General features: G+C 69.8%; 22 protein-coding genes. 6 read left to right on the top strand and 16 right to left on the bottom strand.

All coding sequences use genetic code 11. The features are described from left to right. Positions 1-58: 58 nt before the first annotated feature. Together tadA and V1318_RS01560 are read right to left on the bottom strand one after the other, a co-directional pair. Positions 59-538, bottom strand: coding sequence for a tRNA adenosine(34) deaminase TadA (gene tadA / locus V1318_RS01565; RefSeq protein ID WP_332937134.1), 480 nt, complete (start codon positions 536-538; stop codon positions 59-61). A gap of 82 nt (positions 539-620) precedes the next feature. Continuing rightward, positions 621-1,502, bottom strand: coding sequence for a LysR family transcriptional regulator (locus tag V1318_RS01560; RefSeq protein WP_332937132.1), 882 nt, complete (start codon positions 1,500-1,502; stop codon positions 621-623). Positions 1,503-1,753: 251 nt separating this feature from the next. Here V1318_RS01560 and V1318_RS01555 point away from each other — a divergent pair, with 251 nt between their 5' ends. Continuing rightward, entirely contained in the window at positions 1,754-3,292 is a 1,539-nt protein-coding gene (locus V1318_RS01555; protein ID WP_332937130.1) for an MFS transporter, read from the top strand. Between the two features lie 151 nt (positions 3,293-3,443). Here the strand turns inward: V1318_RS01555 and guaA are convergent, their stop codons facing one another. The 3 genes from guaA to folD all read right to left on the bottom strand — a co-directional run bounded on the left by guaA (position 3,444) and on the right by folD (position 7,709). Then, the gene (gene guaA / locus V1318_RS01550; protein WP_332937128.1) at positions 3,444-5,012 is read right to left on the bottom strand and encodes a glutamine-hydrolyzing GMP synthase; all 1,569 of its coding nucleotides are present in this window, start codon (positions 5,010-5,012) and stop codon (positions 3,444-3,446) included. 115 nt (positions 5,013-5,127) lie between these two features. Then, entirely contained in the window at positions 5,128-6,585 is a 1,458-nt protein-coding gene (gene guaB / locus V1318_RS01545; protein WP_332937126.1) for an IMP dehydrogenase, read from the bottom strand. A gap of 248 nt (positions 6,586-6,833) precedes the next feature. Next, entirely contained in the window at positions 6,834-7,709 is an 876-nt protein-coding gene (gene folD / locus V1318_RS01540; RefSeq protein WP_332937124.1) for a bifunctional methylenetetrahydrofolate dehydrogenase/methenyltetrahydrofolate cyclohydrolase FolD, read from the bottom strand. Positions 7,710-7,778: 69 nt separating this feature from the next. Between folD and V1318_RS01535 the strand changes: the two genes are divergently transcribed. The 3 genes from V1318_RS01535 (at position 7,779) to V1318_RS01525 (ending at position 10,097) form a co-directional block, all read left to right on the top strand. Beyond that, positions 7,779-8,090, top strand: coding sequence for a DUF1244 domain-containing protein (locus V1318_RS01535; protein WP_332937122.1), 312 nt, complete (start codon positions 7,779-7,781; stop codon positions 8,088-8,090). Next, positions 8,087-9,169 carry a beta-eliminating lyase-related protein gene (locus V1318_RS01530; protein WP_332937120.1) on the top strand — a complete coding sequence of 361 codons (1,083 nt, stop codon included), beginning with the start codon at positions 8,087-8,089 and terminating at the stop codon, positions 9,167-9,169. The genes V1318_RS01535 and V1318_RS01530 overlap by 4 nt, the downstream gene beginning before the upstream one ends. A gap of 124 nt (positions 9,170-9,293) precedes the next feature. Then, positions 9,294-10,097, top strand: a complete 804-nt coding sequence (locus V1318_RS01525; protein ID WP_332937118.1) for an alpha/beta fold hydrolase — start codon at positions 9,294-9,296, stop codon at positions 10,095-10,097. On the opposite strand, the gene V1318_RS01520 is transcribed toward V1318_RS01525, so the two are convergent. The 11 genes from V1318_RS01520 to ndk form a co-directional block, all read right to left on the bottom strand. Beyond that, positions 10,094-11,101: a DUF2272 domain-containing protein gene (locus V1318_RS01520; RefSeq protein ID WP_332937116.1), complete on the bottom strand. Its 1,008-nt coding sequence runs from the start codon at positions 11,099-11,101 to the stop codon at positions 10,094-10,096. The genes V1318_RS01525 and V1318_RS01520 overlap by 4 nt on opposite strands. 95 nt (positions 11,102-11,196) lie before the next feature. Beyond that, entirely contained in the window at positions 11,197-12,324 is a 1,128-nt protein-coding gene (moeB, locus tag V1318_RS01515; protein WP_332937114.1) for a molybdopterin-synthase adenylyltransferase MoeB, read from the bottom strand. A 64-nt stretch (positions 12,325-12,388) separates the two neighbouring features. After that, positions 12,389-13,603, bottom strand: coding sequence for a gephyrin-like molybdotransferase Glp (gene glp / locus V1318_RS01510; protein WP_332937112.1), 1,215 nt, complete (start codon positions 13,601-13,603; stop codon positions 12,389-12,391). Next, the gene (locus tag V1318_RS01505) at positions 13,596-14,216 is read right to left on the bottom strand and encodes an NTP transferase domain-containing protein (protein WP_332937110.1); all 621 of its coding nucleotides are present in this window, start codon (positions 14,214-14,216) and stop codon (positions 13,596-13,598) included. The genes glp and V1318_RS01505 overlap by 8 nt, the downstream gene beginning before the upstream one ends. A gap of 253 nt (positions 14,217-14,469) precedes the next feature. Continuing rightward, entirely contained in the window at positions 14,470-15,870 is a 1,401-nt protein-coding gene (gene der, locus V1318_RS01500; RefSeq protein ID WP_332937108.1) for a ribosome biogenesis GTPase Der, read from the bottom strand. Positions 15,871-16,152: 282 nt separating this feature from the next. Beyond that, complete coding sequence (gene bamB / locus V1318_RS01495) at positions 16,153-17,352, bottom strand: outer membrane protein assembly factor BamB (protein WP_332937106.1); 1,200 nt, start codon at positions 17,350-17,352, stop codon at positions 16,153-16,155. A gap of 50 nt (positions 17,353-17,402) precedes the next feature. Continuing rightward, positions 17,403-18,032 carry a tetratricopeptide repeat protein gene (locus V1318_RS01490; protein WP_332937104.1) on the bottom strand — a complete coding sequence of 210 codons (630 nt, stop codon included), beginning with the start codon at positions 18,030-18,032 and terminating at the stop codon, positions 17,403-17,405. A gap of 113 nt (positions 18,033-18,145) precedes the next feature. Beyond that, complete coding sequence (locus V1318_RS01485) at positions 18,146-18,958, bottom strand: RodZ domain-containing protein (RefSeq protein WP_332938300.1); 813 nt, start codon at positions 18,956-18,958, stop codon at positions 18,146-18,148. After that, complete coding sequence (gene pilW / locus V1318_RS01480; protein WP_332937103.1) at positions 18,958-19,782, bottom strand: type IV pilus biogenesis/stability protein PilW; 825 nt, start codon at positions 19,780-19,782, stop codon at positions 18,958-18,960. Before pilW ends, V1318_RS01485 begins: the two co-directional genes overlap by 1 nt. A 10-nt stretch (positions 19,783-19,792) precedes the next feature. After that, entirely contained in the window at positions 19,793-20,914 is a 1,122-nt protein-coding gene (rlmN, locus tag V1318_RS01475; RefSeq protein ID WP_332938298.1) for a 23S rRNA (adenine(2503)-C(2))-methyltransferase RlmN, read from the bottom strand. A gap of 195 nt (positions 20,915-21,109) precedes the next feature. Then, on the bottom strand, positions 21,110-21,535 hold the full coding sequence (gene ndk / locus V1318_RS01470; RefSeq protein ID WP_332937101.1) for a nucleoside-diphosphate kinase: 426 nt from the start codon (positions 21,533-21,535) through the stop codon (positions 21,110-21,112). Positions 21,536-21,751: 216 nt separating this feature from the next. Between ndk and V1318_RS01465 the strand changes: the two genes are divergently transcribed. Then, complete coding sequence (locus V1318_RS01465; RefSeq protein ID WP_332937099.1) at positions 21,752-22,372, top strand: TetR family transcriptional regulator; 621 nt, start codon at positions 21,752-21,754, stop codon at positions 22,370-22,372. A gap of 119 nt (positions 22,373-22,491) precedes the next feature. Then, a complete protein-coding gene (locus V1318_RS01460; protein ID WP_332937098.1) occupies positions 22,492-24,867 on the top strand; it encodes a 3-hydroxyacyl-CoA dehydrogenase/enoyl-CoA hydratase family protein in 2,376 nt (791 codons plus the stop codon). Positions 24,868-24,914 lie beyond the last annotated feature (47 nt).

The raw sequence follows: 24,914 nt of genomic DNA, 5'->3' as shown, positions 1-24,914 counted from the left end.
TCGTGGTTGAACTGGCGTGGTCGCGGCTTGCGCCGCTCCTACATCGAGGCCCGTGGCTTCAGTCGGTCTTGCCGCGCTTGCGCCGGAAGTAGGCGGTCAGGCGGCTGCCGGCTTCTTCGCCCAGCACCCCGCCGCGGACTTCGACGCGGTGGTTGTGGCGCGGGTCGGCGAGCAGGTCGAACACGCTGCCGGCAGCGCCGGTCTTGGGGTCGCTGGCGCCGTAGACCACCCGGGCGATGCGCGCGTGCACCATCGCCATGGCGCACATCGCGCAGGGCTCCAGGGTCACGTACAGGGTCGCGCCGATCAGGCGGTGGTTGTCGAGGCGGCGGCCGGCCTCGCGCATCGCCACGATCTCGGCATGGGCGCTGGGGTCGCGGTCGCCGATGTTGCGGTTGCCGCCCTCGCCCAGGATCTCGCCCCCGGCCGAGACCAGCACCGCGCCGACCGGGATCTCGTCGTGCTCGCGTTCGGCGCGCTCGGCCAGGGCCAGGGCGTGGCGCATCCAGCGTTCGTCGATGTCGTCCTGCTCGCTCACCCGTCGGTTCCGTACGCGCAAACCGCGATTATCCCCGAGCCGCGCGGAGCGCGCACGGTCGCGGCTGCGGCGAGCGCGGGCTTCACGCTTTCGCGCCCGCGCGTTTCGCGGCGATCGACGGCTCCGGCATATCCAGGATCAGGCGCCCGAACTCCAGCGCGGCCGGGGTTTTACCGCCGGCACCGCAGATCAGGGCGAAATCCGCCTTCGGCAACGACGGCAGACCGTACAGGCCGTCGACGATCTTCATGCCCGGCTCCAGGTCGTCCACCGTCAGCACGGTCACCGCCAGCCCGGCGAGCACGGCGGCACGCAGGCCCTGGTGGCTGGGCGAGGTGAAGATCACATGCCATTCGATGTCGGTGCGGCCGAGCGCGGCTAGGCTTTCGCGCCGATACACGCAGGGCGGCGGATAGAAGGCCAGCGGCAGGGACGCACCGGGTGCGGGGTCGAAGCCGTCCGCGGCGATCCAGACCAGACGCGTGCGCCGCAGCACGGTGCCGCGCTCGTGCCGGGGCACGCTGATCACCACCGCCAGATCCAGCTCGTCGGCGTCGATCATGCTGTGCAGATCGAAATTCATGCCCACGCTGACATCCAGCCGCACCGCTGGATAGCCGCGCGCGAACTGGCACAGCAAGGTCGGCAGTCGCTCGCCCATGAAATTTTCCGGCACGCCGAATCGCACGATGCCCGACACCGGCGACGGCAGAAAGCGCCGGCTCAAGGCATCCAGCGATTCCAGGATCTGCTCGGCGTAGCGCAGGAAGTCTTCGCCGTCCTCGGTCAGGGTCAGGCTGCGCGTCGTGCGATGCAGCAGGGGCCGGCCGACCTGTTCCTCGAGGCGGCGTATCTGATGGCTGACCGCGGATTGAGTCAGGTGCAGGCGCTGCGCCGCCCGGGTGAATCCGCCGCTGTGTTTGACGGCGACGAAGGCGCGCAACAGGGTCGGGTCGAAGTCCACGGCCGGCTATCCATGATGTGAATTAATCAATGCTACAAAATTAAATCATTTCCATCATGAAAGTGCCGGCCCGAAAATAGCCTGCGTCGACGGCCCGAAGGCCTTCGGGCCAGCGGCATCTCCGCCCGGCGCGCTGCGCCGGACGCGGTAGCGACCCGCCGTCGCAACGAACGTTTCTTCCCTGCCCCGCACGCCTGGCCGCGGTGACCGCGGCGCGGCCGCGTGCCCGCGTCACTATCGAGAACCTGCGCATGAGCTCACCCGCTACCGGCAAGAACGCGATCGCGCTGGCTGCCGTGTCCCTGTCCGCCCTGATGTTCGGCCTGGAGATTTCCAGCGTTCCTGTGATCCTGCCGACCCTGGAAACGCTGCTGCACGGCGACTTCAACGACATGCAGTGGATCATGAATGCCTACACCATCGCCTGCACCACGGTGCTGATGGCCGCCGGCACCCTCGCCGATCGCTACGGGCGCCGGCGCGTGCTGCTGATCAGCCTGCTGCTGTTCGGCCTGACCTCGTTGATCTGCGGCCTGGCGCACAACGTGCAGGTCTTGATCGTCGCGCGTTTCCTGCAAGGCATGAGCGCGGGCACGATGCTGATCTGCCAGACCGCCGTGCTCTCGCATCAGTTCCGGCCGGGCCCGGAACGCAGCAAGGCCTTCGCGATCTGGGGCATCGTGTTCGGCGTCGGCCTGGGCTTCGGCCCGCTGATCGGCGGCGCGATCGTGGCGCTGTCGAACTGGCAATGGGTGTTCCTGGTGCACGCGCCCCTGAGCCTGCTGACGATGCTGCTGGCGCTGGCCGGCATCGTGGAGTCGCGCGATACGCAGGCGCAGCGGCTCGACGTCCTCGGCATCCTCACCTTGTCCCTGTCCGTGCTGGGCCTGACTTACTACATCACCCAGGGACCGGAGCTGGGTTACGCCGGCCCCGTCGGCCTGAGCATCGTCGCGGCGACGCTCGCGGTCTTCGTCGCGTTCTGGGTGGTCGAGCGAGTCACGCCGCATCCGATGTTCGACCTGACGGTGTTCAAGTCGCGCGAGTTTTCCGGCGCGCTGATCGGCTCGGTCGGCATGAACTTCAGCTTCTGGCCGTTCATGATCTACCTGCCGATCTACTTCCAGGGCGCCTTGGGCTACGACGCGGTGGCCACCGGCCTGGCCTTGCTCGCCTACACCTTGCCGACCCTGGTGGTGCCGCCGCTGGCCGAGCGCCTGGCCTTGCGCTATCGCCCGGGCGTGGTCATCCCGAGCGGGCTGTTCGCGATCGGCCTGGGCTTCGTGGCGATGCGTTACGGCAGCGCGGTCGAACAGCCCAGCTGGCTGAGCATGCTGCCGGGCGCTGTGATCGCCGGCATCGGCCTGGGGCTGACCAATACCCCGGTGACCAACACCGCCACCGGCGCGGTGTCCAGCGACCGCGCCGGCATGGCCTCCGGCATCGACATGAGCGCGCGTTTGATCACCCTGGCGATCAACATCGCGCTGATGGGCCTCATCCTGCTGGCAGGCATCGCCTCGCATCTCCGCCAGGCCCTGTCCGGCGCCGTGGACGCCGCGCAGCTGCAGGCGATGGCGCAGCGGATCGCGGCCGGCCATCCGGCCGCGTTGCCGGCGGGCACCGTGAGCGAACTGTCGCCCGCGGCGATCGACGCGGCCGGCCATGCCGCGCTGGTGCACGGCTTCGGCTGGGTGCTGCTGTTCGGAGGCGTCGGCGTCTGCGTGCTCGCCGCTCTCAGCCTGCTGGTGTTCGGGCCGGCGAAACGCAGCGAACTGGCGACCGCCTAGCCGGCTAGTGGAGCTAGATTGGGAGGCGTTAGAGCCGGCAGCAATGCGGCTGCCGTCCATGGCGCAACACTTCAGCTGCGGCTGGTCCGGCCCGGCCATCCATGGCCGGTCAGTAGTCGACCTGCGAGCCTGTGGCTCGCAAGCAGGTCGACTACTCCCACTCGATCGTCGCCGGCGGCTTGCCGCTTATGTCATAAACGACGCGAGAAACACCACGCAACTCATTGATAATACGGTTAGAAACCGTGCCCAAGAAGTCGTAGGGCAGATGCGCCCAATGGGCGGTCATGAAGTCGATGGTCTCCACCGCGCGCAGCGCGATCACCCATTCGTAGGCGCGCGCGTCGCCGACCACGCCCACCGACTTCACCGGCAGGAACACCGCGAAGGCCTGGCTGGTCTTGTCGTACAGACCGGCCTTGCGCAGTTCGTCGATGTAGATGTGGTCGGCCTTGGCCAGCAGGTCGGCGTACTCGCGCTTGACCTCGCCCAGGATGCGCACGCCCAGGCCGGGGCCCGGGAACGGATGGCGGTAGACCATCTCGCGCGGCAGGCCGAGCTCCACGCCCAGGCGCCGCACTTCGTCCTTGAACAGCTCGCGCAGCGGTTCGACCAGGCCCAGCTTCATGTTCTCGGGCAGGCCGCCGACGTTGTGGTGGCTCTTGATCACGTGGGCCTTGCCGGTCTTGCTGCCGGCCGACTCGATCACGTCGGGGTAGATCGTGCCCTGCGCCAGCCACTTGGCGTTGGCCAGCTTGTGCGATTCCTCGTCGAAGATCTCGACGAACAGATTGCCGATGATCTTGCGCTTGGCTTCCGGGTCGCTGACGCCGGCGAGCTTGTCGAAGTAGCGGTCGGCGGCGTTCACGCGCACGACTTTGACGCCCATGTGCTCGGCGAACATCGCCATCACCTGGTCGCCCTCGTTGTAGCGCAGCAGGCCGGTGTCGACGAACACGCAGGTCAGCTGGTCGCCGATGGCCTTGTGCAGCAGCGCCGCCACCACCGAGGAGTCGACGCCGCCGGACAGGCCGAGGATGACCTCGTCGCCGCCGACCTGGGCGCGCACGCGCTCGATCTGGTCTTCGATGATGTGGGCCGCGGTCCACAGGGTCTGGCAGCCGCAGATGTCGACCACGAAGCGGCGCAGCAGGGTCTGGCCCTGCTTGGTGTGGGTCACTTCGGGGTGGAACTGCACGCCGTACCAGCGGCGCGCGTCGTCGGCGAAGGCGGCGACCGGGATGCGGTCGGTCTTGGCGGTGACGACGAAGCCTTCCGGGGCCTTGGAGACGTGGTCGCCATGGCTCATCCACACGTCCAGGCGCGGCGGCGAGCCGGGGTGGTCCTTGAGGCCGTCGAACAGGCGGTCGTGCGCGACCAGTTGCACTTCGGCGTGGCCGAACTCGCGCTGGTCGGCCGCTTCGGTGTCGCCGCCGAGCTGCTTGGCCATGGTCTGCATGCCGTAGCAGATGCCCAGCAGCGGCAGGCCGGCGTCGAACACCTGCTGCGGCGCGATCGGGGCGCCGGCTTCGGTGGTCGATTCGGGGCCGCCGGAAAGGATGATGCCCTTGGCGCCGAACGCGACGATCTCGGCCGGGTCGTGGTCCCAGGCCCAGATTTCGCAGTACACGCCGATCTCGCGGATGCGGCGGGCGATCAGCTGCGTGTACTGCGCGCCGAAGTCGAGGATCAGGATCTTGTCGCTGTGGATGTCGGTCATGAGAGCCGGGATTCGGGAATGGGGATTCGGGATTCGTCAAAGCGGAACGCTGGGATGGGGACGGACCGGCCTTACCGAATCCCGAATCCCCAATCCCCAATCCCGCGCGCCGGCACTAGCCGGCGCGATAGTTCGGCGGTTCCTTGGTGATCTGGACGTCGTGCACGTGGCTTTCGCGGGCGCCGGCGTTGGTGATGCGCACGAAGCTGGGCTTCTTGCGCATCTCCTCGATCGTCGCGCAGCCCACGTAGCCCATGGTGGCGCGCAGGCCGCCGGCGAGCTGGTGGACCACGCCGCCCAGCGAGCCGCGGTACGGCACCCGGCCTTCGATGCCTTCGGGCACGAGCTTGTCGGCGTCGGAGGCGTCCTGGAAGTAGCGGTCCTTGGAGCCCTGCTCCATCGCGCCCAGGCTGCCCATGCCGCGGTAGCTCTTGTAGCTGCGGCCCTGGAACAGCTCGATTTCGCCCGGCGCTTCCTCGGTGCCGGCGAACAGGCCGCCGACCATGACCGTGGACGCGCCGGCGACCAGCGCCTTGCCGATGTCGCCGGAATAGCGGATGCCGCCGTCGGCGATCAGCGGGATGCGGTCCTGCAGCGCCTCGGCCACCATCGCCACCGCGGTGACCTGCGGGACGCCGACGCCGGCGACCACGCGCGTGGTGCAGATCGAACCGGGACCGACGCCGACCTTGACCGCGTCCGCGCCGTGGTCCATCAGCGCCAGCGCGGCATCGCCGGTGACGATGTTGCCGCCGATCACCTGCAACTGCGGGAAATTCTTCTTGACCCAGCGCACCCGCTCCAGCACGCCCTGCGAATGGCCGTGCGCGGTGTCGACCACGATCACGTCGACGCCGGCGGTGGCCAGGGCTTCCACGCGCGCTTCGGTGTCGCCGCCGACGCCGACCGCGGCGCCGACCAGCAGGCGCTCGGCGCTGTCCTTGGCGGCGTTGGGGTTGTCGGATTTCTTCTGGATGTCCTTGACGGTGATCAGGCCGCGCAGCTCGAAGCCGTCGTTGACCACCAGGATCTTTTCGATGCGGTGCTTGTGCAGCAGCTGCAGCACTTCCTCGTCGCTGGCGCCTTCGCGCACGGTGACCAGGCGATCGCGCTTGGTCATGATGTGACGGACCGGATCGTCGAGCTTGGTCTCGAAACGCATGTCGCGGCTGGTGACGATGCCGACCAGCTGGCCGCCGTCGACCACCGGCACGCCGGAGATGTTGCGCGCGCGGGTGAGCTTGAGCACCTCGCCGATCGTGGTCGCCGGCCCCACCGTGAACGGTTCGCGGATCACCCCGGCCTCGAACTTCTTGACCTTGGCGACCTGCGCGGCCTGGGCTTCCAGGCTCATGTTCTTGTGCAGGATGCTGATGCCGCCGAGCTGGGCCAGCGCGATCGCGAGGCGGGCCTCGCTGACGGTGTCCATGGCCGCCGACAGGATCGGCAGGCGAATCGACAGGTCGCGGGTCAGGCGCGTGGAGAGGTTTACGTCCTTAGGCAGGACATTCGAATGCGCGGGGACGAGAGACACATCGTCGTAAGTAAGCGCTTCAGCCTGGATGCGCAGCATGGGCGGGCCCGGGAGGATGAAGCGAGTCATTGTAACCCGAACCGGAGCCGTGGCGCTGGGGCGACGGGTGGAATTCGGCGTTCCGTGGGCGGATGCGCCACTAGGGCTGGGCGCGGCCTCGGTCCGGGCCACCAGATGCGGGTTCGCTGCCCTGCCCTGGGGTAGGAGCGGCGTCAGCCGCGATCACGAAGCTACGGCAACCTGCGCGGGTCGCGGCTGACGCCGCTCCTACCCCAAAGCCGCGAAGCTCAGCCGCCCGCCGCCTCGGCCGCTTCCAGGGTGTTCTGCATCAGGGTCGCGACCGTCATCGGGCCGACCCCGCCGGGCACCGGGGTGATCCAGCTGGCGCGTTGCGCGGCGGCCGCGAAACCGACGTCGCCGACCAGGCGGCCGTCGTCGAGGCGGTTGATGCCCACGTCGATGACCACCGCGCCGGGCTTGACCCACTCGCCCGGGATCAGCTGCGGGCGGCCCACCGCCACCACCAGGATGTCGGCGCCGCGCACCGAGGCTTCCAGCACCTCGGGCGGGGTGAACTTGTGGCAGCTGGTGACGGTGCAGCCGGCGATCAGCAGCTCCAGCGCCATCGGCCGGCCGACGTGGTTGCTGACGCCGACGATGGTCGCGCTCTGCCCGCGCACCGCACGGTCGGTGTAGGCCAGCAGCGTGGTGATGCCGCGCGGGGTGCAGGGCCGCAGGCCGAACTGGCGCAGCGCGAGGTGGCCGACGTTCTCGGGATGGAAGCCGTCGACGTCCTTGCGCGGGTCGATGCGGTGGATCAGCGCGGTACCGTCGCGACGGTCCGGCAGCGGCAGCTGGACCAGGATGCCGTGGACCTCGGGGTCGGCGTTGAGGCGGTCGACCAGGGCCAGCAGTTCGGCGTCGCTGGTGTTGGCCGGCAGGTCGTAGTCGATCGCGCGGATGCCGACCTTCTGCGCCGCCCGGCGCTTGTTGCGCACGTACACGCTGGAGGCCGGGTCGTTGCCGACCAGGACCACCGCCAGGCCGGGCCGCGACAGGCCGGCCGCCACGCGCGCGTCGACCCGGGCCTTGAGATTGTCGAGCAGGTCCTCGGCGATGCGCTTGCCGTCGAGGATGCGGGCCGGGGTCGGAGCGGACGTCATGAGGCGGGATTGGCGTCGGGTTCTGGGCCGCGCATTATCCCCCATTCACGCCGCACCGACCGAGTCGCCATGAACGAAATCGACCACGACACCATCGCCATCGAGGCCGCCGCGTTCCGGCGCCTGCGCCAGCACCTGATGCAGGACCGCCCCGACGTGCAGAACATCGACCTGATGATCCTGGCCGGCTTCTGCCGCAACTGCCTGGCCGACTGGTACCGCGAGGCCGCCGAGTCGCGCGGCATCACGATGAGCCGCGACGAGGCGCGAGAGGCCGTCTACGGCCAGCCGTTCGCGCAGTGGAAGGCCCGGCACCAGGCCGAGGCCACGCCCGAGCAACTGGCCGCGTTCGAGGCCGCGCAGCGCGCCCACCCGCGATGAGCGGCGGCCCGGCGGGCCCGCGCCCGATCATCAACCTGGCCAGCGACAACGTGGTCGGCGCCAGCGCCCGGGTGCTGGAGGCGATCGTGCGCGCCAATGCCGACGCCGAGCCCTCCTACGGCGCCGACCGCTACTGTGCCCAGGCCGAGGCCGCGCTGGCGGCGCTGTTCGAGCGGCCGCTGCAGGTCTGCCTGACCGCCACCGGCACCGCCGCCAACGCGCTGGCCCTGGCCGCGCTGTGCCCGCCCTGGGGCGCGGTGCTGTGCCACGCCGAGAGCCACATCCTCGAGGACGAATGCGGCGCGCCGGAGTTCTACAGCGGCGGCGCCAAGCTGATCGGCATCCCCGGCGTGGCCGGCAAGATCACCCCGGCAGGACTGAGCGAGGCGCTTGCCCGGCTCAGCCCCGGCATCGCCCGCAGCGTGCAGCCGGCGGTGCTGTCGCTGTCGCAGGTCAGCGAGGCCGGCACGCTGTACACGCTGGAGGAACTGCAGGCGCTGACCGCGCTCGCGCGCCGCCACGGCCTGCGCTGCCACCTCGACGGCTCGCGGTTCGGCAATGCGATCGTGGCCCTGGGCTGCAGCGCCGCGGCAATGAGCTGGCAGGCCGGTTTCGACGCGCTGAGTTTCGGCGCGACCAAGAACGGCGCCCTGGCCTGCGAGGCGGTGCTGATGTTCGACCCGGCGCTGGCGGCGTCGCTGCCGTTCCAGCGCAAGCGCGCCGGCCACACGCTGTCCAAGAGCCGCCTGCTGGGCGCGCAGATGGCCGCCTACCTCGAGGACGGGCACTGGCGCGACAACGCCCGCCACGCCAATGCGATGGCGGCGCGGCTCGCGACCGGCCTGGCCGCCCTGCCCGGCGTGCGCCAGCCTTGGCCGACCCAGGCCAACGAGGTGTTCGCGGTGGTGCCGGCGGCGCTGGCCGCGCGCTGGCGCGAGGCCGGCATCGTCTGTGCGGACTGGGCCAGCCGCGGCCTGCCCGAGGGCTTCGCGATCGCCGCCGGACAGCGCTTCGTGCGCCTGGTGACCAGCTACGCGACCACGCCCGAACAGATCGACGCGGTGCTCGCGGCCGCCTAGACGCGGCCGTCGCGCGGCCCCGACCGGACTGGTCGCGATCGCCTGCCCGTTGCCGGACGCGTTCGACGTTGGTCATAGTCAAAGCCGGATCCCAACGACGCCGTACCAACCCAGGGGAAACGCAATGGCGCTCAAACTCTCCAAGCATGCCTTGATGGCGATGGTGGGGCTGCCGGCCGTGGTCTACGCCGGCATCTGCGGCCTGATGTACGCCAAGCAACGCGACCTGATCTATTACGGCCAGTACACCCGGGTCGATCCGGCCAGCACCGATTTCGCGATCGAACGCGAGGGCGTGCAACTGCGCGGCTGGGCGATCCGGCCGGAAGCGCCGCATCCCCTGCTCTACTTCGGCGGCAACGCCGAACGCATCGAGGAGCGCCGCGATCAGCTCGAGCGTCTGTTCCCGGATCGCAGCGTCTACCTGCTCGCCTACCGCGGCTTCGGCGCCAGCGACGGCGTGCCCAGCGAGGCGGCGCTGTTCGGCGACGCGCTGGCGTTCTACGACCGCGTGCGCGCCGCGCATCCGGGCCAGGCCATCGACGTGATCGGCTGCAGCTTGGGCAGCGGCATCGCCAGCCACGTCGCCTCGCAGCGCAAGGTCGAGCGGCTGGTGCTGATCACGCCGTTCGACAGCCTGGCCGCGGTCGCGCAATCGCACTACCCCTTGCTGCCGGCGGACTGGATCGTGCGCGACCGCTACGACTCGGCGCGCTGGCTGGCCGGCTATCGCGGCCCGACCCTGGTGCTGCGCGCCGGTCTGGACCGGGTGATTCCGGCCGCGAACACCGATCGCCTGATCGCCGCGCTGGCTTCGCCGCCGCGGGTGATCGCCTTGCCCCGTGCCGACCACAGCAGCATCGGCGCGCAGCCGGCGTTCGAACAGGCATTGCGCGATTTCTTCGCGGCCGGTGCCGGCGGGTCCTAACCTGCCGGCGGCGGTGCCGGCGACTGCGGCTGCGGATTCGCGGGACAGCGTTGCATGCCCGCGGGGATCGGCAGCGGACAGACCTCGCAGCAGTTGCGCGCCGGGGTCAGGGTCGGCGGCGGCGTGGTCGGGGCCATGGTCTTGAGCTTGAGCAGCGCCACCCAATCCTGGCGGTTGAAGTTGCAGCCCTGCTCGTGGCCGGGCCGGCAGTCGGGCGGGCCGACGCCGCGCCGCGGCAAGCCCCACAGCCGACCGCCGCTGTTGAGGTTGAGTTCGCGCAGGGTAACGCCCTGCAGCACGTTGCCGCCGATCGTATAGAGCTTGCCGCCGTCGACCGTGGCGGCGATGTCGCAATGCATGTTGAGCGCGCCCTGCTCGCGATCCAGGAAGGCCTTCAGCCCTTCATGGCCGAACACCGTGCCGGAGGCGCGCACGAAGCACAGCAGGTCGCCGGGCGCGGGCGTGGCGGTGTCGGGATCGGCGAACTGGAACGGGCTGCTGTCCGGGTGCAGATAGGCGTCGCGCACGTAATCGATGTGGCTGGCCGAGGCGCGGAAGTTGGGCACGCCGGCGCGGTTCATCACGTAGGACACGAACACCGCCGACCACGGGTTGTCGATCAGGAAGGCGCGACAGGACGCGTCGGCGACGCGCGTCTGGCCGGGCTCGGCGCCGGGCACGCTGCTGCATTCGGCGGCGCCGGCGAAGCTGCTCATCTGCCAGAGCAAGCCGCTGCCCTTCCAGTAGTCGGCGACGCGGCGCCAGGCCGGGGTGCTGCCGTCGCGCAGGCGCGAGGTTTCGGCTTCGGCCACGGTGGTGCTGGCCAGGCGGCCGTTGACGTCGATGAAGGCGCCGAACCACAGCCCGTTTTCCTGGCAGGCGATCGCGGCGATGCGGGCGGCATAACTGTCCGGACCCGGTGCCGGTGCGCAGACTTCGCCGGCATGCGCCGGTGCGCTCAACCACGCCAGCGCCAGCAGTATCGTCGCTCCCGCTCCCCGCATGCCCGCCTCCACTCGTCCGTCCGCATCGGCCGTCCCCGATCACCGGAACGTCGCACAGTCCGTGTGTCGGCCGTTTTCACATCCTTGCGCGCGGCTCAGTGCGCGGCGCAAAAGGCGGCGTAATCGATGTAGCCGGGGAAGGCCAGGCCGGGCGCGCACACCGCGCAGCCCGGGTCGGGGCGCAATCGGGTCTCGCGGAAACGCATCGCCAAGGCATCGAAGTGCAGCAGGCGCCCGCTCAGCGGCTCGCCCAGGCCCAGGATCAGCTTGATCGCCTCGGTCGCCTGCAGCAGGCCGATCACGCCCGGCAGCACGCCCAGCACGCCGGCTTCGGCGCAGTTGGGCGCGGCTTCCGGCGGCGGCGGTTCCGGGAACAGGCAGCGGTAGCACGGCGCCTGGCCGCGCCGGCGGCCGGCGTCGAACACGCTGGCCTGGCCTTCGAAGCGGTGCACCGCGCCGTAGACCAGCGGCTTGCCCAGTTTCACGCAGGCATCGTTGAGCAGGTAGCGCACCGGGAAGTTGTCGGCGCCGTCGACGACCACGTCGGCGTCGGCGATCAGGCGTTCGACGTTGCCCGAATCGATGCGCTCGGGGAAGGCCAGCACCTGGATATGCGGATTCAAAGCGCTCAGCGCGATCCGCGCCGACTCCACCTTGGGCGTGCCGATGCGCGCTTCGGTGTGCAGGATCTGGCGCTGCAGATTGCTGCGATCGACGCGGTCGTCGTCGGCCAGCACCAGGGTGCCGATACCCGCCGCGGCCAGGTAGTAGGCGGCCGGCGAGCCCAGGCCGCCGGCGCCGACCACGGCCACGCGCGCGGCCTGCAGGCGGCGCTGCCCCGCCTCACCGACTTCCGGCAGGCGCAGGTGGCGCGAGTAGCGGTCGTAGAAATCGGCGTCGGCATCGGGCGCCGCCAGCGGCAGGCCCTCTGAGATCCACCGCGCGGTGCCGCCGTCGACCGAGGCCACGCGCGCATAGCCGGCGTCGAGCAATGCTTGCGCGGCTAGCAGCGAGCGCGCGCCCGACTGGCAGATCAGCAGGACCTCGCTGTCGCGGCCGGCGATGCTGGCGCCGGGCTCGGTTTCCAGCTCGGTGCGGGCCACGCCCAGCGCGTGCTCGGCGCGGCCGGCGGCGCGTTCGTGGGCTTCGCGCACGTCGATCAACAGCGCGCCCGCGCGTTGCCGGCGCAGCGCTTCGGCCGGAGTGATGCGTTCGATGCTCATGCCGCGATTATCCGCCTTCGCAGCCGCGCTGTGCGGCGCCGGCGGCGACGCTGCGTTGCGCGCATCAGTACGCCAGCACCTCGACCGCCGCGCCCGCGGCCAGCATCTGCGGCCCTTCGCCGATCACGATCAGGGCGTTGGAATCGGCGGCCGCGCGCAGGCGGTGCGAGCCGGTGGCCGGATTGGGGTCGGCGTACAGGCTGCCGTCCTCGCCCGCGGACAGGCGCGCACGGATGAATTCGCGGCGCGGATGGGTCTTGTCGATCGCGTCGGTGAGGCGCGCGCGCCAGCGCGGGCGCGGTTCGCCGCGGCCCTGCAGGCCGTCGATCAGGGCGCGGCCGAAGGTCAGGTAGGTCGCCATCACCGAGACCGGATTGCCCGGCAGGCCGAGGAAGCGGGCCTGGTCCAGGCTGCCGAACAGCAGCGGCATGCCCGGCTTCATGCGCACCTTCCAGAAGTGGGTGCGGCCGAACCGCGCCAGCACCGCCGGCACATGGTCCTTTTCGCCGGCCGAGACCGCGCCGCAGGTCAGGACCAGGTCGAAGGCGCAGGCGGCGTCGCGCAGCGCGATCTCGACCTGGCGCGGATCGTCGGGCAGGCGCGGCCAGGCGGTGGGCTCCAGGCCGTCGGCGCGCAGCAGGCCCATCAGCAGGTCGCGGTTGCTGTCGTGGATCTGGCCCGGGCCCAACGGCAGTCCGGGTTCGACCAGTTCGTCGCCGGTGGTGAACACCGCCACCGTCGGCCGCCGCGCCACCGTCAGCGCGGGCAGCCCCAGCGAGGCGGCCAGCGACACCCGCGCCGGCGTCAGCATCTGGCCCGCGTGCAGCACGCGATCGCCCAGGCGCACGTCTTCGCCGGCGTAGCGCACGTTGGCGCCGGCCGCGGTGTCGACGGGGATCAGCACGAACTCGCCATCCAGGCGCACGTTCTCCTTGATCGCGACCGTGTCCGCGCCGGCCGGCAACGGCGCGCCGGTGGTGATGCGCAGGCAGTGCCCCGGTTCCAGCGCAGGCGCCAAGGCGGCGCCGGCGAACTGCTCGCCGGCCAGGCGCAGGCCGGCGCCCTGCCCGGCCAGATCGGCATGGCGGAAGGCGTAGCCGTCCATGGCGCTGTTGTCGAACGGCGGCAGCGCCAGCGGCGCGTCCACGTCCTGGGCCAGCACGCGGCCGTGGCAGCGCGGCAGGGCCAGGGTTTCGGTGGCCAGGCGATGCGCGGCCGCGACTTCGGCGACGATCGCCATGGCTTCGTCGTAGCTCAGGCCGGTGGGGAAATCATGCATGGCGTCGGTCGGCATCGGCGGCGGCGATACCAGCCGCGACCAGATCGTCGGGAGTGTTGAGGTTGCCGAAGCGTAGGCCATCGCAGCGCACGCGCGCCATGCCCAAGTCGGCCTGCAGGCCCTGCACCGCGAGGCAGCCGTGGGCGAGCGCATCGGCCAGCCCCGGACGCAGCGCCGAGACCCGCCACAGCGCGAACAACGGCTGCAGGCCGTCGTCGTCGATCGCGCAGGCGCCGTGGGCGCCGGCCGCGGCCAGGCGTTCCGGCAGATCCTCGGGCGGCGCCAACGCATCGACCGGCAGAGTCAGCAGCCAGGGCGTGGCGCAGGCGGCGGCCAGCGCTTCCAGGCCCCCCAGGGGGCCGATGCCTTGGCGCAGATCGGCAACGGCGCGCAGGCCGTGGGCGGCGTAGCGGTCCAGATCGCGATTGGCGCTGACCAATACGGCGGCGGTCCGCGATGCGTAACGCTGGGCCAGTCGCAGCACCTGGGCCTGTCCGTCGCGCAGCAGCCAGGCCTTGTCGAGGCCGCCGAGCCGGCTGGCGCGGCCGCCGGCGAGCAGGCCCAGGCTGAGGTCGGCGGGGGGAATCGCGGTGGCGCGGGACTCGACTGGCATGGGCTGTTGATCGGCTCCCGAGGCGACGTGGCGATACGAAACCGGCGACATTCGCTTCTTTTGCCGTCATTCCCGCGAAGGCGGGAATCCAGTGACTTTAGCGCCATGCGCCAAGGCCTGCAGCGCGGTCGGAGGGCGGGCGTTGTGCGATGCCGTTCCAGGTTGTCTGTCCGCGACTTGAAGAAGACCGCCTGCAACGATCTCGATCAGACCATGGGCAGATGCCGTCCTGGGCGCGCGACGCGCGCCCCAATCACTTCCCGCGCTTCACATGCCGGATCAGGCGCCGCTTCTTCGCCACCTGCTTCTCGGTCAGCACGTTCTTCTTGCCCTCGTAAGGGTTGGTGCCTTCCTTGAAGATGAAGCGCACCGGCGTGCCGACCAGCTTGAAGCGCTTGCGGAAGAAGTTCTCCAGGTAGCGCTTGTAGCTGTCGGCCAGGGTGCGCAGGCGGGTGCCGTGGACGACGAAGGTGGGCGGATTGCTGGCGGCCGGATGGGCGTAGCGCAGCTTGGCGACGTGACCGCGCACCACCGGCGGCGGGTTGGTCTCGTAGGCGATTTCCAGGGCCTTGGTGACCTCGGCGGTGGCGAACTCGCGGGTCGCCGAGTCGTGCGCGCGGTGGATGGCCTTGAACAGCTCGCGCAGGCCGGAGCCGTGCTTGGCGCTGATGCGCACCGCCTCGGCCCAATCCACGAACGCGAGCTTGCGCACCAGCAGGTTTTCGGTCTGCTGGCGCTGGTAATCGGTCTGGCCGTCCCACTTGTTGACCGCCACCACCAGCGCACGGCCGGCGTCGAGCGCGTAGCCCAGCACGCTGGCGTCCTGATCGGTCACGCCCTCGCCCGCGTCCAGCATCACCACCGCGACCTGGCACTGCTCGATCGCCTGCAAGGTCTTGATGATGGAGAACTTCTCCACCGCCTCGTCGACCCGCGACTTGCGGCGCAGCCCGGCGGTGTCGATCAGGCGGTACAGGCGGCCGTCGCGCTCCATGTCGATGGCGACCGAATCGCGGGTGGTGCCCGGCACTTCGGAGGCGATCATGCGTTCCTCGCCGAGCAGGCGATTGACCAGGGTCGACTTGCCGACGTTGGGACGGCCGATGAAGGCCACGCGAATGCGCGAGGGGTCGCTGTCGAGCTCGGCCTGGGTGCCCTCTTCCGGCAGCTTGGCCAGCACTTCCTCGAGCAGGCGGTCGATGCCCTGGCGATGCGCCGAGGACACCGCGACGCGGTCGCTGAAGCCGTAGCGGGCGAAGTCGTTGAGCGCGGCCTGGACGTCGATGCCGTCGGTCTTGTTGACCACCAGCAAGGTCGGGCGCGCGGCCTTGCGCAGCCACTTGAGGATGTCGTCGTCCAGGGCCGAGGCGCCTTCGCGGCCATCGACGATGAACAGCACCAGGTCGGCTTCCTCGGCGGCGGCGCGGGCCTGGCGCGCGGTCGCGCCGGCCAGGCCTTCGTCCTCGCCGGCGATGCCGCCGGTGTCGACCACCGCGAACGGGCGCAGGCCCTCCGGGCGGCAGACGCCGTAGTGACGGTCGCGCGTGACGCCGGGCTGGTCGTGGACCAGGGCGTCGCGGCTGCGCGTGAGCGCGTTGAACAAGGTCGATTTTCCGACGTTGGGGCGGCCAACGAGGGCAACTAACGGAAGCATGATTCAGAGCCGGGATTAGTGATTCGGGATTTGGGATTCGGAACAGCGCGACCACGGCGCCGGGCGCGCGCAGCAGGAATTCCGGGGTAAGGCGGTGGTACATAGTGCCAGAGCGGGCGCTCCGGCGTTTTTCACGGCTGCGGCCAGGGCCACAAACGAACGGCCCGGTGCGGCTCTCGCCGACCGGGCCATGCCATTAATTGGGTGGGCCGAACGGCGCAGGCTGCGCCGCTTCGGGACCCGCTCTTGCGAATCCCTACTCCCGAATCCCGAGTCCCGGCTTTACTGCAGCTTGAACGCGGTCAGCTCGCCTTCGACGTTCTGCACCACCAGCACGCCGTCGGAGACCACCGGCGCGGCGCGCAGGGCCTTGCCGCCGACGCGCTGGCGCGCGGCGAATTCGCCGTTGTCGAGCTTGAGCCAATGCACGTAGCCGTCGAAGTCGCCGACCACGGCGTAGTCGCCCTGGATCGCGGCGCCGGTGACGTTGCGGCGGGCCAGGCCGGCCTGCTGCCACATCGCGCTGCCGCCGGCCTTGTCCAGGCCGAACACGGTGCCGGTGGGATCGGTAACGACCAGGCGGTCGGCGCTGACGCCGATCCGGCCGGAGCCGCCGTGCTCGCTGTTCCACATCGGACGGCCGCTGGGGCCGTCGAGGGCCAGGGTCTGCTTCTTGAAGCTGCTCGCATACAGCGTGCTGCCTTCCAGCACCGGCGTGCCGTCGATGTCGGCCATGCGGTCGAGCTCGGTGCGGCCTTCCGGCTGCGAGATCGCCTGCTCCCACATCGGGCGGCCGTCGGTGGCCGACAGCGCGACCACGGTGCCGTCGTCGTTGCCGACGAAGACGAAGCCCGGGCCCAGCACCGGCGCGTCGTTGCCGCGCAGCGACAGCATCGGCACGTCGCGGGTCCAGAACCAGCGGCGTTCGCCGCTGGCGGCGTCGAAGGCGCTCAGGCGGCCGTCGTTGGAGCGCACGAACACCAGGCCCATGCCGATGGCGGGCGCGGCGATGACTTCGTTGCCGACCTTGGCGCGCCACTTCTCGGCGCCGCTGACGGCGTCGAGCGCGATCACGTCGCCTTCCAGGCTGCCGACCACGACCAGGCCTTCGCCCACACCGGGGCCGCCGGACAGGCGGATGTCCTTGTCCTTCTTCTTGGCGTCCTCGCCCTGACGCATCGGCTGGTAATCCCAGACCGACTTGCCGGTCTGCAGGTCGAAGGCGTGCACGCCGCCTTCGATCGCGGCGGCGTAGACGCGGCCGTCGGCGATCGTCGGGCCCTGGCGCACGCCCATGCGGCCTTCGCCCTTGCCGGCCTGCGCCGACCACAGCTTGGCGACATTGGCGGTCGGGACGATGTCGGTCAGTTCGACCGGCTCGTTGGGCTTGCCGTCGTCCTTCTTGCCGTCGCCGAACCAGCCCTTGACGGTGGAGCAACCGGCCAAGGCGAAGGCGCACATCACCACGGCGGTGACGCGCATCGTAGAAGCTCGAACCGCGGTGCGGCTGGGGGGCATGGCTGCAACCTTCATCAAGACTTGGCCTCGGGCTTGACCGGGGAACCGCCGGCTTCGGTGAGCTTGAGTTCGAGCAAGCGGCGCTGCGGCGAGGCCACATCGAGCTTGGTCATCGCCTGGGTATACGCTTCCTGCGCCTTGGCGCGCTGGCCCAGGGCCAGTTGCGCGTCGCCGCGGGCCGCGATCGCGGTCGGGGTGGTGGCGTTGGCGAGCAGCTTGAGCGCGGCGTCGGCCTGCTTGGCGTCGATCAGCAGACGCGCCAGGCGCAGGTTGACGATATCGGCGATGGCCGGATCCTCGCTGCGGATCGAGCGCAGGGTCGCGATCGCGGCGTCGCGCTGGTTGGCGGCCACCTGCGACTGCGCCAGGCGCAGCGCGGCGAGCGTGTGATAGGTGTTCTGGCCCAGCGCCTTGACCTTGGCTTCGGCACCCTTGTCCTTGGCCTCGATCGCGTCGAGCGCGGCCTGGTACTGATTGGCGATCTGCGCCTGCTGCTGGACCTGATGGTTCTCCCACCACTTCCAGCCGCCGATCGCGGCCAGACCCAGGGCGACGCCGCCGATCAGTCCGGCGCCGTTGCGGCGCAACCACTCCAGTACGCGTTCGCTTTGTTCGTGTTCGTCAGCCAGATCGTCGATCGCCATCGTTCATCTCGCCCCGCCGACCGGCTGGAGCCCAAAGGAATATGACCGGCCCGCGGTGCGGGCCAGTGAGGGACATGCCGATTACAGGGGCATGCGCAGACCCGCGTCGCGGGTCAGTCGGAGACCGGCGCGAGGGAACCGTCAGAGGATAGCGTAAAGCGCGCGACGTTCGCGCGGCTGAACGGCGCCAGATCGACGGCTTGGCCCGCCTGCTGCACTTGCACCGCGGACGAGTTGCCCAGCACCACGCGCGCGACTTCGCCGGCGGCGTAGTTGCGGCGTTCGCCGGCGCCGAGCAGGCCCTGCTCCAGGGTGCGGCCGTCGGTCGCGTAGATCTGCACCCAGCTGTCGCCGGTGAAGTTCAGCGACAAGGCGGTCTGCTGCGCGGCCGGTGCGGCCGGCAGCGGCGCCATCGAGGCGATCAGCGGGGTGCGCTGGGCCGCGGCGGCGGGTTCGGCGGCGGGCGCGGCGCCGTCGGCCAGCGGCGTGGCCGGCACGTCCAGCGACTGCACGGCCAGGCTGCTGTCCAGGTGCGGACGCGTGGCCAGCCAGACCGGCACCGCGATCGCGGCGGTCAGCACGATGTAGATCGCGCGCCGGGTGGCTTGTTCGAACACGCGGCGGTAGCGCGGCGTGTGGGTATGGCTGACCAGCTGCGACGGCGCCAGTTGGGCGACGGCGACGCGGTCGAGTTCGGGTTCCAGATCGACCCCGAGCAGGCGCGCATAGCTGCGCAGCTGGCCGCGCACGAACACCGGCGCGCCGATGCGCTCCAGGTCGTCCTGTTCCAGCGCCTGCACCACGCGGGTCGGCATCTTGAGGCGCGCGGACACGTCCGCATGCGACAGGCCGGCCCGCTCGCGGGCAAGTTTCAGGCGCGCGCCACAGCTACCCCCGCCGTCAGGCGCGACTTCGTTCGAAAGCATCATCGCTTACCGTCATCCCCTGTCCCGGAGCCCTGCGCGTCAGGGAACTCCGCCCGTAGACGCTGAACGTATCTTGCGGCGGCAGCCGTGTCGCCGAGTTTTTGTTCGATTTGTGACGCAAGCACCAGCGCATCCGGATCTGCGGGAGCGGCAGCCAGCCTGCGTTCAGAAAAAGCCCGGGCTTCGAAGGCGTTGCCCTTCTGCAATTCCAGCCGCGCCAGCCCGCCCAGGGCCAGTGCGTTGTTGGCGTCCAGGGCCAGCGCGGTGCGCAGGTCGCGCTCGGCGCGTTCGTTCTGGCCGGCGGTGGCGGCGCAGCTGCCGGCATTGGCCAGGGCCGCGGTCGGGGTGGCATAGGCGCTGTCGGCCAGGGCGCGGTCGAACCAGCTCAGCGATTCGACGGCACGGCCGCTGGCGCACAGCCAGGCGCCGTAGTTGTTGAGGAAGGCGCCGCGTTCGGGGGCGAGGTCGACGGCCTTCTTGTAGTGCTGGCCGGCCTCGGCCATGTTGCCGCGGCGTTCGGCGGTCGCGCCCAGGATGGTCAGGGCGTCGGCCGAGCGCGGGTCGGCCTTGAGCGCGGTGCGCGCGTCGCGCTCGGCGCCGTCGAGGTCGCCGTTGCGCAGCGCGGCCTGGGCCAGCTGGACCCGGGTGCGCGCCGCCGAGGCGTCCTTGGTGCGCTTGTCGTCGCGCACCGCGTAGTCCGGCCCGGTGTGTTCGTACTTGGTCTTGTCGAAATTGGGGCGGACGAAGGTCAGGCGCTTGCAGCCGGACAGCGAGGTCGAGGCGAGCGCCAGCAGCACCGCCAACAGCGGCCACTTCGCCCACATCGCGCGTCCTTCAAGCCGCATCGCCCAGCCCCTGAGATTCGAGTTTCTTGCGGAATTCGGCCTGGCGCCGAGTCCGGTCCATGACCTGGCCCTTGAGCTGGCCGCAGGCCGCGTCGATGTCGTCGCCGCGGGTGCGGCGCACCGGCGCGATCATGCCGGCGTCGTTGAGCAGCTTCTGGAAGCTGCGGATCGCGGCGTCGTCCGGGCGCTCGTAGCGCGTGCCCGGGAACGGATTGAACGGGATCAGGTTGACCTTGGCCGCGTCCTTCATCTGCACCGCGTTGTCGAACTGGCGCAGCAGGCGCAGCAGCTGGCGCGCATGCTGGGGCTGGTCGTTGACGCCCTTCATCAGGGTGTACTCGAAGGTCACCGAGGTGCCGCGCTTGCGCAGCGCGTAACGCACGCAGGCTTCCATCAGCTGCGCGATCGGGTACTTCTTGTTGAGCGGGACCAGTTCGCTGCGCAGCTCGTCGTTGGCCGCGTGCAGCGACACCGCCAGCGAGACGTCGCTGACCTCGCCGAGCTTGTCGATCATCGGCACCATGCCGGCGGTCGACAGGGTGACGCGCTTGTTGGCCAGGCCGTAGCCCAGGTCGTCGCGCATGATGCTCATGGCGCGCACGACATTGTCGAAATTGGCCAGCGGCTCGCCCATGCCCATCATCACCACGTTGGTGAGCTTGCGCTGCTGATGCGGGACATTGCCGAGGTGGCGCGCCGCGACCCAGACCTGGCCGATGATCTCGGCGGTCGACAGGTTGCGGTTGAAGCCCTGGGTGGCGGTCGAGCAGAACTGGCAGTTCAGCGCGCAGCCGACCTGCGAGGACACGCACAGGGTGCCGCGGCCCTTGTCGGGGATGAACACCGTCTCGATCGCGTTCTTCGGGTCCATGCCCAGCAGCCACTTGTGGGTGCCGTCGCTGGAGGCCTTGTCGAACACGACCTGCGGCACGCGCACCTGCGCATGCTGCTCGAGCTTGGCGCGCAGCGCCTTGCCCAGGTCGGTCATGTCGTTGAAGTCGGTGACGTAGCGGTGGTGGATCCACTTCATCACCTGGTGCGCGCGGAAGCGCTTCTCGCCCAGGGTCTGCTCGAAGAAATCCTCCAGCGAGACGCGGTCGAGATCGAACAGATTGGTCTTGCTGGGATCGAACGCGACGAAGCCGGTGTTGACCGGCTGCGTCGCGACGACCGCGACGTCGGCGGCGCCGACGTCGGCGTTGACGACACTAACGACGTCCGCGCCGGCGGGCGTTGCCGACGCCGGCGTGTCGCCGGCGTGCGCAAGATCGTTCGGGTTGGCGCGGAGGTCGTTCACGACGTGGGCTTAGCGCGCGTACACGTCGGTGGCCGGGAAGAAGTACGCGATCTCGATCGCGGCATTCTCCAGGCTGTCCGAACCGTGCACGGCATTGGCGTCGATGCTGTCGGCGAAGTCGGCGCGGATGGTGCCCGGCGCGGCGTCCTTCGGATTGGTCGCGCCCATCAGGTCGCGGTGCTTGAGCACGGCGTTCTCGCCCTGCAGCGCCTGGATCATCACCGGGCCGCTGATCATGAACTCGACCAGGGCGGCGAAGAACGGACGCTCGCGGTGCACGGCGTAGAAACCTTCGGCTTCCTGCTTCGAGAGGTGCTTCATCTTGGCGGCGACGACCTTCAGGCCCGCCTTCTCGAAACGCGTGTAGATCTCGCCGACCACGTTCTTGGCGACGGCGTCGGGCTTGATGATGGACAGGGTGCGCTCCAGCGCCATGGAAATTCTCCGGGTAGGCGGGCCGCTACTGCTTCCTTGCGAGGGCCCGAGAATAACAGAAAACCCGCGACAGGACGCGGGTTTAGCCAATATGGCTACGGTAATTCTACCGGATCGCTCAGGCGATTTGCACGGTTGTGCTGAAAATCCGTTGACGATCCGGCCGGGCCCGGACTAGGATCAAACAAGCGTTTGATTCAGCCACCCCGGAGCCCCATGGCCGCCACCGCCCATTTCTCCACCAAGGACCGCATCCTCGGCGCCGCCGAAGAGCTGTTCGCCCAGTTCGGCTTCACCGGCACCTCGCTGCGCCAGGTCACCAGCCGCGCCGACGTCAACATCGCCGCGGTCAACTACCACTTCGGCAGCAAGGAAAACCTGGTCAACGAGGTGTTCCGGCGGCGCATGGACGACATGAGCCGGCAGCGCCTGAGCGCCCTGCAAGACGCGGTCCAGCAGCATCCGGGCGAACTCGAGCCGATCCTGGCCGCGTTCGTGGAGCCGGCCCTGGCCCTGGCCCAGGACCGCCACGGCGGCGCCGCCTTCGTGCGCGTGGTCGCCCGCGCCTACGCCGAAAAGAACGACAGCCTGCGCAAGTTCCTGTCCGACCACTACGGCCACGTGCTGCGCGAGTTCGCCAAGGCTATCGCGGCCGCGGTGCCGGGCCTGAGCAAGGAAGAGCTGTACTGGCGCTTGGACTTCCTGGCCGGGTCGCTGACCTACGCCATGGCCGACTTCGGCCTGATCAAGCGACCCGCCGGTGTCACCGAGGCGGCGCATCGTGAACGCGCCGGCCGCGAATTGATCCGCTTCGCCGCCGCCGGCTTCAAGAGCTGAGCCGGACCGCTCCAGCCACCCCTTTCCGAACGCGCCCGGGCGACCCCATCGGTGGCCCTGCCTCCGTTTCCGCCCTGGCGCCGCAGCATAAATGCAATCAATCCAAGGAGTTGCAGACGATGTCTAATAAATTGCTTGTCCGCCGAGCCGCGGTCCTGGGCGCCGGCGTCATGGGCGCGCAGATCGCCGCGCACCTGACCAACGCGGGCGTCGACACGGTGCTGTTCGACCTGCCGGCCAAGGAGGGCGATCCCAACGGCATCGTCGCCAAGGCGATCGCCAACCTGGGCAAGCTCAGCCCCGCCCCGCTCGCCGCCAAGGGCCTGGCCGAGCGCATCAGCGCGGCCAACTACGAAACCGGCCTGGAACAGCTGCGCGGCTGCGACCTGATCATCGAGGCCATCGCCGAGCGCATGGACTGGAAGCAGGACCTGTACAAGAAGATCGCCCCGTTCGTGGCCGAGCACACCGTGCTGGCGTCCAACACCTCGGGCCTGGGCATCAACAAGCTGGCCGAGGTGCTGCCCGAGCAGCTGCGCCACCGCTTCCTGGGCGTGCACTTCTTCAACCCGCCGCGCTACATGCACCTGGCCGAGCTGATCCCGGCCCGCGGCACCGACGCCAGCGTGCTGGAGGGCCTGGAAACCTTCCTGACCACCACCCTGGGCAAGGGCGTGGTGATCGCCAAGGACACCCCCAACTTCATCGGCAACCGCATCGGCGTGTTCTCGATGCTGGCCGCGATGCACCACACCGAGCAGTTCGGCCTGGGCTTCGACACCGTCGACGCCCTGACCGGCCCGGCGATCGGCCGGCCCAAGTCGGCGACCTATCGCACCGCGGACGTGGTCGGCCTGGACACCATGGCCCACGTCATCAAGACCATGGCCGACACCCTGCCCGACGACCCCTGGCATCAGTACTTCAAGGCGCCCAAGTGGCTGGCCGCGCTGATCGAAAAGGGCGCGCTGGGCCAGAAGACCGGCGCTGGCGTCTACACCAAGCGCGGCAAGGACATCCTGGTGCTGGACCTGAAGGCGCAGGACTACCGCGTCTCGGCCGGCGAGCTCGACGCCGACGTCGCCGCCCTGCTCAAGGAGCGCGACCCGGCCAAGAGGTTCGCCGCGCTGCGCGCCAGCAGCCATCCGCAGGCGCAGTTCCTGTGGGCGGTGTTCCGCGACAGCTTCCACTACAGCGCCTTCCACCTGGAATCGATCGCCGACACCGCGCGCGACGTCGATTTCGCCATGCGCTGGGGCTACGGCTGGTCGCTGGGCCCGTTCGAGACCTGGCAGGCCGCCGGCTGGAAGCAGGTCGCCGACTGGATCGCCGAGGACATCGTGGCCGGCAAGGCGATGGCGCCCGCGCCGCTGCCGAACTGGGTGTTCGACGGCCGCGACGGCGTGCACGGCGCCGACGGCAGCTACAGCCCGGGCCGCAACGCCAAGGTCGCGCGCTCGTCCAACCCGGTCTATGCGCGCCAGCGCTATCCCGACGCCCTGCTCGGCGAGAAGTTCTCGCAGGGCCAGACCGTGTTCGAGAACGACGGCATCCGCCTGTGGGCCGACGACGGCGACGACATCGCCGTGATCAGCTTCAAGACCAAGATGCACACGGTCAACGACCACGTGCTCGACGGCATCCAGGAAGCCATCGGCATCGCCGAGAAGAAGTTCAAGGGCGTGGTGATCTGGCAGCCCAAGGAGCCGTTCTCGGCCGGCGCCGACCTGTCCGGCGCGCTCGGCCTGCTGCAGGCCGGCGACCTCAAGGGCTTCGAGGCCATGGTCGCCAACTTCCAGGCCACCAGCCAGCGCATCAAGTATTCGCTGGTGCCGGTGGTCGCGGCGGTGCGCGGCCTGGCCCTGGGCGGCGGCTGCGAGTTTCAGATGCACGCGGCCAAGAGCGTGTTCGCGCTGGAAAGCTACATCGGCCTGGTCGAGGCCGGAGTCGGCCTGCTGCCGGCCGGCGGCGGCTTGAAGGAGTTCGCGGTGCGCGCCTCCGACGCGGCCGGTCCGGGCGGCGACGTGTTCGCCCAGCTCAAGACCGCGTTCGAGTCCGTGGCCATGGCCAAGGTTTCGAGCTCGGCTTTCGAAGCGCGCGAGCTCAAGCTGGCCCGCGACGGCGATGCGGTCGTGTTCAACGCCTTCGAACTGCTGCACGTGGCCAAGGCCCAGGCGCGCGGCCTGGCCGAGAGCGGCTACCGCCCGCCCCTGCCCGGCCGCCGGGTCCAGGTCGCCGGCGACGTCGGCATCGCCACCTTCAAGATGCTGCTGGTCAACATGCTGGAAGGCCGTTTCATCTCGCCGCACGACTACGAGATCGCGACCCGCATCGCCACCGTGATCTGCGGCGGCGAAGTCGACCGCGGCGCGCTGGTCGACGAGGAATGGCTGCTCAAGCTCGAGCGCGAACACTTCGTCGCCCTGGCGCAGATGCCCAAGACGCAGGAGCGCATCGCGCACATGCTCAAGACCGGCAAGCCGCTGAGGAACTGAGATTGGTGATTCGAGATTCGGGATTCGCGATAGCGACTCCCGAATCG

Source organism: Lysobacter sp. CCNWLW3 (genome assembly GCF_036697405.1).
Lineage (GTDB): Bacteria > Pseudomonadota > Gammaproteobacteria > Xanthomonadales > Xanthomonadaceae > Lysobacter.
This window is presented reverse-complemented; position numbering and strand designations above follow the sequence as displayed.

Excerpts from the sequence above, each read along its gene's own strand:
- V1318_RS01555 (WP_332937130.1), top strand. The coding sequence starts at position 1,754 with ATGAGCTCACCCGCTACCGGCAAGAACGCGATCGCGCTGGCTGCCGTG.
- guaA (WP_332937128.1), bottom strand. The coding sequence starts at position 5,012 with ATGACCGACATCCACAGCGACAAGATCCTGATCCTCGACTTCGGCGCG.
- guaB (WP_332937126.1), bottom strand. The coding sequence starts at position 6,585 with ATGCTGCGCATCCAGGCTGAAGCGCTTACTTACGACGATGTGTCTCTC.
- folD (WP_332937124.1), bottom strand. The coding sequence starts at position 7,709 with ATGACGTCCGCTCCGACCCCGGCCCGCATCCTCGACGGCAAGCGCATC.
- V1318_RS01535 (WP_332937122.1), top strand. The coding sequence starts at position 7,779 with ATGAACGAAATCGACCACGACACCATCGCCATCGAGGCCGCCGCGTTC.
- V1318_RS01530 (WP_332937120.1), top strand. The coding sequence starts at position 8,087 with ATGAGCGGCGGCCCGGCGGGCCCGCGCCCGATCATCAACCTGGCCAGC.
- V1318_RS01525 (WP_332937118.1), top strand. The coding sequence starts at position 9,294 with ATGGCGCTCAAACTCTCCAAGCATGCCTTGATGGCGATGGTGGGGCTG.
- V1318_RS01520 (WP_332937116.1), bottom strand. The coding sequence starts at position 11,101 with ATGCGGGGAGCGGGAGCGACGATACTGCTGGCGCTGGCGTGGTTGAGC.
- moeB (WP_332937114.1), bottom strand. The coding sequence starts at position 12,324 with ATGAGCATCGAACGCATCACTCCGGCCGAAGCGCTGCGCCGGCAACGC.
- glp (WP_332937112.1), bottom strand. The coding sequence starts at position 13,603 with ATGCATGATTTCCCCACCGGCCTGAGCTACGACGAAGCCATGGCGATC.
- V1318_RS01505 (WP_332937110.1), bottom strand. The coding sequence starts at position 14,216 with ATGCCAGTCGAGTCCCGCGCCACCGCGATTCCCCCCGCCGACCTCAGC.
- der (WP_332937108.1), bottom strand. The coding sequence starts at position 15,870 with ATGCTTCCGTTAGTTGCCCTCGTTGGCCGCCCCAACGTCGGAAAATCG.
- bamB (WP_332937106.1), bottom strand. The coding sequence starts at position 17,352 with ATGCGCGTCACCGCCGTGGTGATGTGCGCCTTCGCCTTGGCCGGTTGC.
- V1318_RS01490 (WP_332937104.1), bottom strand. The coding sequence starts at position 18,032 with ATGGCGATCGACGATCTGGCTGACGAACACGAACAAAGCGAACGCGTA.
- V1318_RS01485 (WP_332938300.1), bottom strand. The coding sequence starts at position 18,958 with ATGCTTTCGAACGAAGTCGCGCCTGACGGCGGGGGTAGCTGTGGCGCG.
- pilW (WP_332937103.1), bottom strand. The coding sequence starts at position 19,782 with ATGTGGGCGAAGTGGCCGCTGTTGGCGGTGCTGCTGGCGCTCGCCTCG.
- ndk (WP_332937101.1), bottom strand. The coding sequence starts at position 21,535 with ATGGCGCTGGAGCGCACCCTGTCCATCATCAAGCCCGACGCCGTCGCC.
- V1318_RS01465 (WP_332937099.1), top strand. The coding sequence starts at position 21,752 with ATGGCCGCCACCGCCCATTTCTCCACCAAGGACCGCATCCTCGGCGCC.
- V1318_RS01460 (WP_332937098.1), top strand. The coding sequence starts at position 22,492 with ATGTCTAATAAATTGCTTGTCCGCCGAGCCGCGGTCCTGGGCGCCGGC.